A 13,592-nucleotide genomic window follows, 5' to 3' on the forward strand; every position below is an offset into this window, starting at 1 on the left:
CCCCTTTCCAAAAAGTCCGGAATTTGGGGTTCACTCTACAAAAGTTCATTTTTTTATTATTATTCTGTTTGTTCTTTTTCAACAACTTCAATATTGAAGAAATACTTTCTTCAAGTTAATCTCAATTTTTGATTTTTAGTTACTTTTTTCTCATCAAAATATTCTAAGTATAAATCATCAAAGAAATGCATTGGACAGGCAAACGATCTACCTTTACTAATTAATTTTAGTGATAAATCATCTAACACTACTTCAACATTTTCACTAATATGAAACTTGAAATAATTGTCTTTATTTTTAACCGCTGAAGGATTAATTGAGATACCTACTTTATGTACTCGTTGTAACTCATTGAATGCTTTAAATCTTAGATCACCATTGAAATTAAAATACCCTGGATTATATTTAATTTCTAAATGTCTCATTAATTCTTCAAGAGTAGCAAATGGTCTTGAAGCTCATAACCTTCTACTGAATGTAAAAAGTGAAGGACAATATCAGTATCTATTTTCGATTATGTTAACTTTATAAACTTTAATTTTAGTCATTTACTAACTCTAATTCTTTAATAATTTTGGCAATTCCATCATTATTATTTGTATCTGTTACATAAGTTGCAACTTTCTTTAAATTCTCTGTTGCATTACCCATTGCAACTGAAATTTTAACAGATTTTAACATACTTATGTCATTATCAGCATCACCAAAAGCCATTGCTTTTGATAAATCAATATTTTTAATCTTAGCTATTTTTTTTAATGTTTCACCTTTTGATATTCCTATTGGCATTATGTCAATAACACCTTTTTGAGAAGATACCGTATATATTTGTTTTGGAAATTTGCTTGCAATTGTAAGTAAGGAGTCTATCTTCTCTTGTGGAACGTTTTGAGTGATGATTAATATTTTAGCAAAGTTAAATTGGTTACAAGTTTCTTTTAAGCTTCCTTCTTGATAATCTCAACGATAAGGATTAGTTTCCACTACATTCTTATAGATCATAAATTCGAATCAATAAGGGTTCGAGAAATTATTACCTTTCATACCATTAATATCGTAAGCTAAAAAATCAATTCTATTCTCTTCTAAAAAGTTAATTAATTCTTGAACAACTTTTTTGTCTAGTCCTTGAAAATAAGGCACTTCTTTAGTGATAGGATCATAAATCATAGCCCCATTAACTGCTATTATTGGTAGTTTAATATCTAAATCCTTAATTAATTTATAGTTCATATAATAAGGTCTACCAGTAGCAATTATTATATTTTTATTTTCCTTTTGAAGCTGTTTTAAAGTGTTTTTGGTTGATTCTAAGATGTTTTTATTATCATCATAGAGTGTACCATCTAAATCAAAAATGAAGTAGTCTATATTATTTATTTTGACCATAATAAGCATTCTTTCCGTGCTTACGGTTATAGTGCTTTTCAATCAATGCTTCTTGCGCAGTTGGAGCACTATTATTTGAAACTATTAAGGTATTAATAGCCATTTTTGCCACTTGTTCAAGTGTTAAGGCTAAGTCAACAGCATCTTTAGGAGATTTGAATGATCAAGCAAAAGGCCCATGTTCTTTAACTAATGTTGCGGAACAAGCTTTTCAGTCAATCTTGCGTTTTTTAAATGTTTCTATTATTACAAGTCCTGTATTGTGTTCATATTCTCCATCAATTTCTTTTGGAGTTAGAGCTCTAGCACATGGCACTGGTCCATAAAAATTATCTGCATGTGTTGTACCAAAGCAAGGAATATCTTTACCTGCTTGTGCAAAAGCTACTGCATGAGGACTGTGAGTATGAACAATACCTTTTATTTCAGGATTTTCTTTATAAAGTAAGGTATGAGTAGGTGTGTCTGAAGAAGGGCGATATTTAGAATCAAATACATTGTTATCTAAATCAGTTATGACCATGTCATCAGCTTTAAGTGTGTCATAAGAAACACCACTTGGTTTAATAACCATATATTTACGGTCTTGTGTTATACCTGATACATTACCTCAAGTATGAATAACAAGTCCATATTTAACTAATAACATATTAGCTTCATAAACTTCTTGTTTAAGTTTTTTGATTTCAGATTCATATTTTTTATCAATTGCCATTATTTGTCACCTCCTACCTTAGCTCACATTTTGTCATAAAAATCATGAGCATCTTTAATGTATTTTATAGCTTGTGTTTTTGTTTCATTTTCTTTATTTAAAGATCACATTTCTATCATAATAGGTTGGTTCATTTTTAAATCTTTTAATATTTTTAAAAGATAAGGGAAATCTACAGTGCCAGTTCCAAAAGGTGTATCTCTAAATTTACCAGGTACAGTATCTTTAAAGTGGAAAGCTACTATATGATTTCTAGCAAGTTCAAATTCGTTATACAAATCTTCTTTTTTACTTCATTGATAAATATTACCTAAATCAGGATAGATTTGTAAATATGGACTATTAATCATGTTGATATAAGTCATTGCTCTTGAATTAGTTCCCATGAATTGAGTATCCATAATTTCAAAAGCTAACATAACTGAATATTTACTTGCTTCAGTAACTGCTCATTTCATTCCTTCAATAAAGTTTTTTCTTGTTTCTTCATCACCTGGTTCATAATAAACATCATAACCAGCAAGTTGAACAGTTCTAATACCTAATTTTTTGGCTAAAATAATTGCTTTAGTCATTATTTCTTTGGCTCTAGCTCTGATTTTAGGATCTTTAGAACCAAAAGGATATTTACGATGACCACTAAGGGTCATTGAGTTAAAGTTAAATTTGTGTTTGATTAGTAAGCTTTGAGCATGAGTAATTTCTTCATCACTTCAGTCTAAGCGAGCTAATCTTTGAGGACTTTCATCAACTGAAAATTCCATAAAGTCATAACCAGCTTCTTTAGCAATTATAATTTTTTCTTCTAAGCTAAATTTGTTGTTTATAGCTTTTTCATAGATGCCTAGAAGTCTTTTTTTATTTTCAATATTTGGCAAATTCGTCCTTAAAGGCTTTAGCAGCTAATTCAGGATTTTCAGCATCTCTTAATGATCTTCCAGCTATAAAGATGTAAATAGGAATATCTTTAAATAGTTTAATATCTTCAAGAGCAACACCACCTGTAATAGTTACTTTAAAACCTTTTTTAGCAAGTTTTGCAACAGCATCTATGTCTTTTTGTCCTCATTTAACTCCACTAGCTTGACTGTCTCTTGAACGGTGTCAAACAACTTGAGGAACTTTTACTTTTGCTCAATCATCAACTTGATCTCAAGTAAAGTTTGAAGTTAATTCAATTTGAACTTCTTTATTTTTGCCATATTCTTTGGCTATATTCATTGTTTCAACAATTGTAGGCACTTCAGCTGCACAAATGCATGTTGTAAAGTCAGCACCATTTTCGAAAAACATTTTTCCAAAAACTTTCCCAGCATCTGCAATTTTGCCATCAGCAACAATGATTTTTGTAGGAAATGCTTCTCTCAAAGCTTTAATAGCTTTTTTACCTTCTGAAGCAATAAGAATAGTTCCTACTTCAATAATGTCTATGTATTTTTCAACCTTTTTGGCACTTGCAATTGCATCTTCAATTGTTAAGTTATCTAAAGCAATTTGTAACATTGGTTTCATATTAAGTCCTAACTAAGGTATTTAGTATAATCAACACCTTTTATGATATTTATAATTTCTTCTTTTGTTTTAGCTTGTGCTATTTTTTCAATATTTTGTGGATCTTCAAAAACAGCAATAATTTGTGGAATAGCAACAGATGTATGAGTTTCACCATCTTTTGCGGCTAGTCCCATAAGGATTTTTACTTCTCTTTCATCTCCTTCAAATTTGATAGGTTTTTTAAGAGTAATAAGTGAGAATCCGTTTCCAAAAACAGCGTCTTTTGTTGCTGAAGCATGTGGCATAGCAAGACCATCTACTAAAATGAAATATGGTCCATGTTTTTTAATTGACTCTAAAATGCAGTCATAATACTTAGAATTAATAACTTTTGCTTTTTCTAATGGTAAGCAAGCTTTCTTAATTGCGTCTTTTCAATCTTTAACATCAACATGAGGTACGATTGAATCATTAACAATTAAGTTATCTAATAAATTTAATTTATCAGCCATTATTACATCTTGCTTGATGCATCTTTTAGAGCAGCTTTGATTTCATTAACATCCATGATGTTTTTTAAACCATAAGCTTTTGCTTTGCCTTTTGATACTTCTGAAACAAAGTTTGAGGTACACAAAACAACATCAAAGTTGTTTACAACTGTTTTGCCTTGACCTAAACCTAAAGCTTCAACTGTTCCTGGAATTGAAAGTTCTTTCATAGCTTGTTGAACTTTCATTTTAATAATCATACTTGTGCCCATACCTGAGCCACAAACACATAATACTTTCATGTTAATCTCCTAAATTTTAATAATTAGTATATATAATTTATATTAATATAAGCAATAAAAGCAGAAAATTCTGCCTTTATTTTTACTTTTTTGCCTAATTAAGCAGCTTGTTCTGCAACTTCTGGTTGAGGAACTTCTTCAACTGGTGCATTAGCAACTTCTTCAGCTTTCTTTTGATCTTCTAAAGTTTCGACTTTAACTTTAAGCATTCTTTGGAATACTGTAGGTTTGTGTTGTCTGTGTGAGTCAAAGAATTGAGCAGCAAAGATCATACCAACAACGTAAAGAGGGAATACGATGTAAGCTGCATATGGGTGTCATCCACCAAGAATCATAATTGAACCAAAGATACATGTTCAGTCAAACATACCATTAAATCCTGTTAAGAATGGTGTTCTTTGGAATGAAGATAATTTCAAGATTTCTTTCATATCTTTAGCTTTAGCTATTTGGTCTGAAACATATCTTGATAAGTATTGCATATCTGGGAGAGATATAGCTTTAGCATTTTTACCATGTCCTAAAGTTCAGTTTGTTGTAACTTCACTTAAGCTTTTTAAGATTTTAAATGAATCTTGACTGTTAATGTTTGTAATAGCATCATTTAATTGTGCTGCTGAAACAGCTTTAGTAGCATCACCTTGAATAAACAAGTTAGCAGAATTTGCATTTAATGAATCTGTAAATGATTTGAATGCATCTGCTTTTGTGAGAGTTTTTTCAAAGTATTGGAAGTCAAGATCTACTTGGTGCATTACACCAAAGTTTTTAATCATACTTAAAGCAAGAGCAACAACAATAATTTCAACGAAACCAAAGATCATTGGTACTGCAATAGTAGCTTTATATCCACCTGAAGCATTTGCAAATACTCCAATTGAACCTGAGTTAAAGAACAATGTAATGAATAATGGAACTACCATAACAATTTCAAATCTTGAGTTTGGAATTTGAGCTAATCCAATTACAAGACCCATAGCTAAGAATTGGCCAATTGAACCAAATAAGAAACCATAGGTAACTGAGTTTTGGCTGAAACCATATGTGGCAGCAACGTCAACAGCAACAACTGATCCTGGAACTAATTTTTCACTAATTCCTTGAAAAGCTTGTTGAAGTTCTGAAACGAACATACGAATACCAGCTTGCAATGTAAGGATAGCAGCAATTAATTGTAATGACCCTAAAACAAGGTTAATTGGTCAATAAACTGCTCCACCGCCTGGTGTTCATGAACCATAAATTGCTTTGTTTACAAGTCCATTGCTTAAACCAAATCTTACTGATGCACCTGCAGGTGCGAATTGAATAATTAAGATAAGGATTAAGAAAATTAATAAGATCAATACACTTTGTGTGAAGATATTGTCTTCTAATAATTTAACTTTGTTTGAAAGTTTTTTAGTTTCTGCTGAATCTTCTTTTTTACCGAAGAATTTACCAATTTGGTATGCAATAGCAATACCGAACATTTGTTGGTGACCAACACAGAAACCAGCTTTTTGTGTAACAGCATCTGAACCTTTAATTGTTGAAGATGAAGCTACACCTCAGTAAGTACCAAGTAATAAACCTGAGAAGAAGATTGTACCGACTTGGCCGCCTACATTAATAGCACCTTCTGCTGTTCTAAATTGTTGTCCTGAGAACATTAATACAAGTACAACTGGAACAACAACAGCTGCTTGTTGGAACATAACGTGTCCTGTAATCATAAGTGAGTGAACATTTGTTCATCTTCTTAATGCAATTAAAATAATGTTAATTGTTAAACCAATTAATAGGGCATATGCTAATCATGAAGCAAAACCTTGACCAACTGAGTTAAGGAAGTTTTCTACTGAAACTTGTCCTAAGTATGTATCAAGTGGTGTAAGCCCTTTACCGAATTTAGAGAATGCAAGGAACACTGGTTTAGCTAAACCAACAATCATTCCTGAACCGATTTGCATCATTAAGACACCAATCATGGCTTTAAGCATTCCAATAAGTGAGTCTGAAAAGCCTCTACCTAGTATTAAATAGCCAATGAAGACAATTAATCCGATTAATACAGCGTTAATTCCTAAGAAGTTATTTAATAATAAGTCTTTTGCAAAGAATAATGTACCAGCTTTAAAATCTCATTTTTTGAGACCTAAAGCAAGAACATAGAATCCTGCAAAAATAGCGATAACTACAAGAGCACCAACTAAAGCTTTTCAGTTAAAAGATCTTTTTGTCTTGTTTTCTGACATAAGATATCCTTCCCCCGAAAAGTGGAATTATTTTGAGTTAAATAAGTATATAAGTTATAAGTAATTTTATGTTTTTAAGTTTTTATGGATAAAAATAAATGAATAATTAATTAAGTTAAGTTTAATTTTAATAAATATATAAAAGTTTAAATTAATCTAGTTTTAGATTTTTTTTAAGTTGTTTTAATTCGTTTGATACTTTTGATGGTTCATATTTACGAGGTTCATCAAATGCAAGAATTTCACGTGGGTTGTTGATCAAAATGTCATCAATAGCATCTTGAGGAACACCAACTTTTTTAAGTAAAGGAATAAATCTATCAAATAAGTATGAGAATCCAAATGTTTCTTTACCTTTTGTTAAACCATAGTTACGTTGGTATAGAATTCTACCAGCATCAAGGCTTAATGTTATATGTTTTTGAAGACCTTGGTCTACTAAGTATTTAATGTTATCTGCAAGAGTTGAGTCAGGGTAGTATTTAACTCTGTCTGGTCCATCAAGACAAAGTGTAACGCCTGTATCTTTAATAACTTTTTCATAGTAGTATGGGTCTGGGTTTTTATTTAAGTGAGAAATTTGAATTTTACGAGGGTTTGCACCAAAGTCAATTAAGTGTTGTGCAACTTCTAAAGCCATTGTACCTAATTGAGTATGTACTAAAATTGGGCAACCTGTTGTAATTGAGGTTCTAGCAGCAACTTCAAGTGCTTTTAATTCAAGACGGTCAATAGCAGCATAACCTGTACCAGCTTTAATAATACCAGCTTTAGCTTTACCACGTTTTACAACTGGTCCATTATAGTTGTAAACGTCCATACCTTCTTCAATTTCTGCGACACACATTTTAACAATGTCGTCTGTTGGAACATTAGCTAATCATGAACAGTATTTGTCATAGAATTTAGCTTTGTGGAAACCTGTAGACATAATAATGTTTGCTTTGCCTTTGAATGCATTAGCAATTTCCATCATTCTAAATACATCACGTCCAACATTAGGTGGATCCATTGTAACCATTGTTTTTCCACCGTGATCAACGAATTCTTGAAGTTCTTTTTTAGCAGCTTCAACATCGATCATTAAAAAGTCAATGTGTTCTTCCATTTCAGGGCCACCGTTCTTTATAAGGTGGTCGTGACAGTCAGTAATACCGATAGAACTAGCAGGCACATCGCCTAGCACAGTCCTAACAAATTTTTCTTTCTTCATAAATCTCCTTTTTTGTAATCAATAGAACCCTTTTTGATTTTTGGTTCTAAACTTATTTTAGATAATAAATTTAATAATTAAAATAAATAAAATTTGCGTATTTTGAAAGTTTTTTCCAAAATTTTTATATGAAAATCTTTACAGCTTTTTTTACTTTTCTTGATACCTTATAATATATATAAGCAAAAATACATAAATAAATTGAAAATTATTTTCAAATTTTTAAAATTTTTAAATCTCTAAAAATTAACAAAATTAAAAAGATTGTAAAATGTGAAAAATTCTCATTTTTTAAAACTAATTTATTTAAAAACCAAAAAATATATTTTCATTCAAAACACACTTAAACTTAAAGCATTTATAAGAAAATAAATGTATAAAAAAATTGACAAGCAAAATAAAAATCTTAGCTTATTGAGCCTAAAGTTTCTACTTTTTTGCATTATTATATTTATCAATATCATCCATTACTAATTTATATAAACCGTTAGGACAAAAATTACCTTTTAATTAATTTCTTGTTAAACTATTGAAATAAGTTGAAAGATCATTGTCTACAACTTTCATTAACTCTACAACATGTCTTAATTCAGTTGCCACATCATGTTTTTTACTATATTCAACAATTGTAACAATGTTAGGCAATATTTGTCTAAATGTGACTTTCTCATTTGTCTAATTTGGTCATAAGTTTCTTTTGCTCTAACATTTGCTAACTCAAAACTTTTAATATTGTTTAAAAGATTATTTGGGCCATTTGCTAAAATATTTTTTATCTTGAGCAACTTTTTTAATAGATTCATTAGCAAGATTTTATATTGAAACTATTTCAGTCTCATATTTTGGATATGAATCTTTGACAATGCTATATTTAACTAATTTATTAGTTCATTTTTCGATTTGTTGTTTATTTTCTAAATATGTATCTTTAGCTGGTTTTATTGTTTTTCTCTTTCTTTTGATTATGTCTAGCAACTAAAGCAATTAACAATGCGCCTTTAGCTGTTGCTGTAGTAGTTGTTAATCCTTATAAAACTTTAAAACCTTTTATTAGATTTATCCTGACATGATTCAATTCATTGGTCAATTTTAATCTTTTATTGCATATTTAAATTATGTTTAAAAATGCTTAATAATGTTATTTTTGTATTTTTTAAATGATAAAAATCACTTGAAAATACATATTTTTTATAAATTTTTCACACAATAATTCATTGATTATTTTATTAATAAGCCTATAAAACAGTTGTTTTGGTAAAAGAGATGTATTTTTAACTTTTGCTTTTTATGAAAAAAGATAAAAAAATACCCTTTTATCTAGGGCATTAAATAATATTATTATTTTTTGATTCTTTTTAGTGTGGGAAATAAAAGTACATCTCTAATAGAATCTGTTTCAGTTAATAACATAACTAAACGGTCAATTCCAATTCCACAACCACCTGTTGGAGGCATGCCATATTCTAAAGCATCAACAAAGTCATAGTCAATATCACTTGCTTCATCATTACCTTTATTCTTTTCTTCTAATTGACTTTCGAATCTTTCTAATTGGTCAATTGGATCACTTAATTCTGTATACATGTTGGCATATTCTTTTGTGTTAATAAATAATTCAGCACGTTCAGTAAATCTTGGATCATCACTCTTAGCACTTAAAGGAGAAATTTCAATTGGATGTCCATATAAGAATGTAGGTTGAATTAATGTTGGTTCAACTAATTCTTCATATAAAGCATTAATAATGTGTCCAATAGTAAAGAATTTTTCGATTTTGATTTTGTAAGCTTTAGCTACTTCAATAGCTTCTTCTAAAGTAATTTTTCTAAAGTTTTTACCAGTTTTCTTGCTTACTTCATCAATCATATTTACACGCTTAAATGGTTTTGATAAATCAACTTCAACACCATTTGTTACAAATTTACTTTTACCAATTTTTTTGCAAAGTTCTTTAATTAATGTTTCAGTTCTATTCATCATACCTTCAACATTTGAATAAGCTTCATAAAATTCAATAGTTGTAAATTCAGGGTTATGTGTTGTGTCGTATCCTTCATTTCTGAATATGCGACCCATTTCATAAACTCTTTCAAATCCACCAACAACTAATTTTTTAAGCGGAATTTCTGTTGCTATTCGTAAAACAAAATCTTGGTTCAATGAATTATGATGTGTAGTAAATGGTTTAGCAGCTGCTCCTGAAAGATAATCATGCAAAAATGGAGTCTCAGCTTCTAAATAATCAAGTTTATTAAAGTAATCTCTAATTCATTGAACAATTTTTGTTCTCATAATGAATGTATTTCTTGATTCTGGATTAGTAATTAAATCTAAGTATCTGTGACGATATCTTTCTTCAGTATCAGTTAATCCATGAAATTTATCTGGAAGGGGTTTAAGAGCTTTAGTTAATAATTGAATATCTTGAGCCCTAACTGTCATTTCACCTGTATGAGTTTTCATTAATAGACCTCTAACTCATAAAATGTCCCCTAAGTCAAATGTTTCAACTATTTTAGTTAATTCAGGATTTTCTTTTTTATTGAAATAAACTTGAATTGTTCCTTTACGATCTTTTAATACTAAGAAAGGTCCTCTAGCTGTAATTAATCTACCACTAATATTTTTCTTAACTTTTTTAGCTTCTAATTCTTCTCTAGCAAATTGACCATATTTTTTATTAAGTTCATCACTTGTACTCAATTTACCTAGACCATAAGCTTTTTTAAAAGGTACTACATCAAATTTTTTATAAAATTCTAGTTTATCACGACGAATTTGTTCTTGTTCTGTGTATTTTGTCATGTTTTTCTCCTTATTATTAATATTAAAATTAATTATAAAGTAAATAATTAAAGAATTTAATTAATTTTTAATATGAAAGTTATAAAAGTGAAATTCACTAAAATGGTGGTCTCACTTTTATAACTTTAAATTCATTTTAGATTTTCTTCCTTTTTTCTTTTCCATAGCAAAAGAATTATAACCAAACTTTTTGTATTTCTCTATCACTGAATAGCATGTTGAATAAGAGTTATTCATTATTTTAGATATTTCTAAAATACTAAATTCTCGAAGATATAATTCGACAATTTTTATCTTTTGATCAAGCATTAATTTTAAATAACCTTTTATTTCTCTATTTCATTTGTTTTTTTTCTTTTTTAAATTTGAATTGCATAAAAATGAATCACTTTCCAAAAAGTCCGGAATTTGGGGTTCACTATACGATGCTTAGTGGAGAACCAAGTAAAATTAGTTTCTTCATTCTAATAATTCCTTTTCTATTCTATTTATTATCACGATGAAGTTATATAAAAATGTGATTTTTTTAAAAAATTTCAATATTTTTTTACACAAAAAATTACAAATTTATATATAAATTTTTAACCAATATCATTGTTTGATAGTTGTTTTGGTAAAATTAACTATTTCTTTAAAACTAGACCCTATCATTTTTTTAAAACAAAAAATAATAAAAAAAATAATATTGTGGTAATATATAAATGCAAAAATAAATGTTTTGTAAATAGCGTGGTCGCGTAGCTCAGTAGGATAGAGCACGAGCCTTCTAAGCCCGTGGTCAGAGGTTCGAATCCTCTCGTGATCGCCATTTTTTTATTTTTATTTTTTGTTATATAATACAAATATGTCCTTGTAGCTCAGATGGATCAGAGCACGAGCCTCCTAAGCTTGGGGTGGGTGGTTCAATTCCACTCAAGGACGCCATTTTTTTATTTATGTGGTACTTTTAATTTTTATATATAAAAAATAGTATAATTATTTAGTAAAAATAATGAGGAGAAAATCTATGAATAAAAAATTTTTAAAATTAGGCTCAATTGCAGGAATTTTATCTTTTGCACCAGTAGCAATTAGTGCTGGATGTGGTTCTAAAGGTGGAGAAACCCCTACTGATCCAGTTGCTGCTAAGAAAGCATTAGTTGAACAAGCATTAAAAGATTTAAATGCTAAAATTGAAACTGTTACTGATGAAACTAAAAAAGCTGAACTTAAAAAGGAAGCAGAAGCTATTAAAAAAGATTTCGATGCTGCTAAAACAGTTAAAGATTTTGAAGCTGTAGATGCAAAAATTAAAAAAGTTGTTGCTAAGGTTGAAAGTAAAAGTACATCTGACCAAGACAAATATAAAACATGCTTTACTTTAGGAGAAGGCAAAGATAGAATTAAAGAAGCTATTGAAGCCATAAAAAAAGATTCTAAATCATATTCATTTGCATATGATCGTAAAGGCCACAACATTGTTTGCTTTAAAGGAAGAATTAATTGAAGCAATGGAGACAAGGTTATTGCATTAAATATAACAGGTGCACTAAAAGAACATATTGAAAAAAATAGTGTACAACTTGCAAATGCAAAAAAACCTACATATAATAGCAAAAAAGGAGAATCTATTTCTTCAATTCTTGATTTTAAACTAGAAGGCAATACTGTAAAATTCAGCTTTAAATTAGCTAAATTTGAAAACAATAAACCTGTTTTGGATGATCCAATTGTTTACAATGCAGAAGTTTCTTTAGCTTAAAAAATAATTAAAAAAACTAGCTCAATAAATAAGCTTAGCTTACTAAAAAGGGGCTAGTTTTAATTTTTCATATTTGACAATAATCTAATTAAATAAAGTACACAATAAATATAATCATATGCTAATTTGAAACCAAAGAAAAGAGATAATTTTATCATTTCTTTTTTGGTTTCTTCATCATCCATAAAGTTGTTATAAACTTTATTGTATTTGCTAATAAAGTATCAATCAAATCCCATGTAAAGTGCCATTAATAAAACACCTAATGCTGAAATTAAAGCAACTATATAACTTGAAAATACAAATCATGATACAATACCTAAAATCAACATTGTTACTACTACCACTATAATAGGAATTCAAATTTTACTTAAATCAACTTTATTAGTTGCTGCTAAAGTTCCCATAATAAACATAAAACCTGCTGGCAAGAATAATACTAAATATAATTTTCATCAAACCATGGTTTCTTTTGCATAGTAAAGAGGAATAGAAAGCGCAAATAGACCAAATCCCATCATTATGATCATAACCATAGGTATGGATACACCTATATGCATTCTAGGTCCTAAAAACATATATACAAAAAGTAAAATTATTGTTAGAATACCTCCAATTATTCATCCAATAACATTATTTGCAAAATAGCCAGCAATTTTTTCCATATACAATGTACATACAAATGCTGTACCGAAACTAATTGCCATGCAAAATGCAAATCAAAGTAATGTGTAACCTAAAAAACTATTTCTTCTGACAAAGACATCGTTAGTTGTTTTAAAGCTATCGTCTTTTATTTGTTCATTGTTCATAATCATTATTCATAACATATATATTATAAAGTAAAAAAATAAAAATAAAAAAATCGCCTACGCAGCGATATGGTTGCCCCAGTTAGATTCGAACTAACGCATGACGGAACCAAAACCCGTTGCCTTACCGCTTGGCTATGGGGCAAAATGGTGGAGGGGGAGGGATTCGAACCCCCGAACCGTGAGGAAGTGGGTTACAGCCACCCGCGTTTGGCCGCTTCGCTACCCCTCCATTTGCATAAGCAATGTAATTATAATATAAAAACATTTTTTGCATATTTAATTTTAATAGAAAAAATTAATTTTGTATGCAATATTTTTTAAAATTGTTTTTGCGTTTTACCAAAAGTCCTGTTTTATAGTTAAATTTGTCAAAAATTACCTAATAAAATT

14 protein-coding genes, 4 tRNA genes and 1 pseudogene are annotated in these 13,592 nt (G+C 29.2%); 3 read left to right on the top strand and 16 right to left on the bottom strand.

What is annotated here, in order from left to right; all coding sequences use genetic code 4:
• Positions 1-59: 59 nt before the first annotated feature.
• From MBIO_RS03285 to MBIO_RS03335, 13 genes and pseudogenes are all read right to left on the bottom strand, one after another.
• On the bottom strand, positions 60-548 hold the full coding sequence (locus tag MBIO_RS03285) for an MPN499 family protein (RefSeq protein WP_015511113.1): 489 nt from the start codon (positions 546-548) through the stop codon (positions 60-62).
• A complete protein-coding gene (locus MBIO_RS03290; protein ID WP_232048370.1) occupies positions 541-1,389 on the bottom strand; it encodes an HAD family hydrolase in 849 nt (282 codons plus the stop codon). Before MBIO_RS03290 ends, MBIO_RS03285 begins: the two co-directional genes overlap by 8 nt.
• Positions 1,373-2,107 carry an L-ribulose-5-phosphate 4-epimerase gene (locus MBIO_RS03295; RefSeq protein ID WP_015511114.1) on the bottom strand — a complete coding sequence of 245 codons (735 nt, stop codon included), beginning with the start codon at positions 2,105-2,107 and terminating at the stop codon, positions 1,373-1,375. Before MBIO_RS03295 ends, MBIO_RS03290 begins: the two co-directional genes overlap by 17 nt.
• Positions 2,104-2,982 carry an L-ribulose-5-phosphate 3-epimerase gene (locus MBIO_RS03300; protein ID WP_013526602.1) on the bottom strand — a complete coding sequence of 293 codons (879 nt, stop codon included), beginning with the start codon at positions 2,980-2,982 and terminating at the stop codon, positions 2,104-2,106. Before MBIO_RS03300 ends, MBIO_RS03295 begins: the two co-directional genes overlap by 4 nt.
• Positions 2,963-3,616, bottom strand: coding sequence for a 3-keto-L-gulonate-6-phosphate decarboxylase UlaD (locus MBIO_RS03305; protein ID WP_013354304.1), 654 nt, complete (start codon positions 3,614-3,616; stop codon positions 2,963-2,965). The genes MBIO_RS03300 and MBIO_RS03305 overlap by 20 nt, the downstream gene beginning before the upstream one ends.
• A gap of 8 nt (positions 3,617-3,624) precedes the next feature.
• Positions 3,625-4,110 (bottom strand): PTS sugar transporter subunit IIA, encoded by a 486-nt coding sequence (locus tag MBIO_RS03310; RefSeq protein ID WP_013526601.1) that lies wholly within the window; start codon positions 4,108-4,110, stop codon positions 3,625-3,627.
• 2 nt (positions 4,111-4,112) lie between these two features.
• Positions 4,113-4,391: a PTS sugar transporter subunit IIB gene (locus tag MBIO_RS03315; protein ID WP_041594238.1), complete on the bottom strand. Its 279-nt coding sequence runs from the start codon at positions 4,389-4,391 to the stop codon at positions 4,113-4,115.
• 98 nt (positions 4,392-4,489) lie between these two features.
• Positions 4,490-6,628, bottom strand: coding sequence for a PTS ascorbate transporter subunit IIC (locus MBIO_RS03320; protein ID WP_015511119.1), 2,139 nt, complete (start codon positions 6,626-6,628; stop codon positions 4,490-4,492).
• 151 nt (positions 6,629-6,779) lie between these two features.
• Positions 6,780-7,841 carry a phospho-furanose lactonase gene (locus tag MBIO_RS03325; RefSeq protein WP_013526598.1) on the bottom strand — a complete coding sequence of 354 codons (1,062 nt, stop codon included), beginning with the start codon at positions 7,839-7,841 and terminating at the stop codon, positions 6,780-6,782.
• Positions 7,842-8,351: 510 nt separating this feature from the next.
• Positions 8,352-8,486: a hypothetical protein gene (locus MBIO_RS05160; RefSeq protein WP_258408937.1), complete on the bottom strand. Its 135-nt coding sequence runs from the start codon at positions 8,484-8,486 to the stop codon at positions 8,352-8,354.
• 168 nt (positions 8,487-8,654) lie between these two features.
• On the bottom strand, positions 8,655-8,816 hold the full coding sequence (locus MBIO_RS04925) for a hypothetical protein (RefSeq protein WP_013526595.1): 162 nt from the start codon (positions 8,814-8,816) through the stop codon (positions 8,655-8,657).
• A gap of 363 nt (positions 8,817-9,179) precedes the next feature.
• Positions 9,180-10,646: a lysine--tRNA ligase gene (lysS, locus tag MBIO_RS03330; RefSeq protein ID WP_041594239.1), complete on the bottom strand. Its 1,467-nt coding sequence runs from the start codon at positions 10,644-10,646 to the stop codon at positions 9,180-9,182.
• A 126-nt stretch (positions 10,647-10,772) separates the two neighbouring features.
• A pseudogene (locus MBIO_RS03335) lies at positions 10,773-11,022 on the bottom strand (helix-turn-helix domain-containing protein); the annotation flags it as partial.
• A gap of 355 nt (positions 11,023-11,377) precedes the next feature.
• Here MBIO_RS03335 and MBIO_RS03340 point away from each other — a divergent pair.
• From MBIO_RS03340 to MBIO_RS03350, 3 genes are all read left to right on the top strand, one after another.
• Positions 11,378-11,454 (top strand) — tRNA-Arg (locus MBIO_RS03340).
• Between the two features lie 38 nt (positions 11,455-11,492).
• Positions 11,493-11,570 (top strand) — tRNA-Arg (locus MBIO_RS03345).
• Between the two features lie 82 nt (positions 11,571-11,652).
• On the top strand, positions 11,653-12,387 hold the full coding sequence (locus MBIO_RS03350) for a hypothetical protein (protein WP_232048371.1): 735 nt from the start codon (positions 11,653-11,655) through the stop codon (positions 12,385-12,387).
• A gap of 59 nt (positions 12,388-12,446) precedes the next feature.
• Here MBIO_RS03350 and MBIO_RS03355 read toward each other — a convergent pair whose 3' ends face one another.
• From MBIO_RS03355 to MBIO_RS03365, 3 genes are all read right to left on the bottom strand, one after another.
• Positions 12,447-13,199, bottom strand: a complete 753-nt coding sequence (locus MBIO_RS03355) for an MAG0110 family membrane protein (protein WP_013526590.1) — start codon at positions 13,197-13,199, stop codon at positions 12,447-12,449.
• Positions 13,200-13,269: 70 nt separating this feature from the next.
• Positions 13,270-13,344: transfer RNA gene (locus tag MBIO_RS03360), tRNA-Gln, on the bottom strand.
• Between the two features lie 3 nt (positions 13,345-13,347).
• Positions 13,348-13,431, bottom strand: a tRNA-Tyr gene (locus tag MBIO_RS03365).
• Between the last annotated feature and the right edge of the window lie 161 nt (positions 13,432-13,592).

The organism is Mycoplasmopsis fermentans PG18 (genome assembly GCF_000209735.1).
GTDB classification, from domain to species: Bacteria; Bacillota_I; Bacilli_A; order Mycoplasmatales; family Metamycoplasmataceae; genus Mycoplasmopsis; species Mycoplasmopsis fermentans.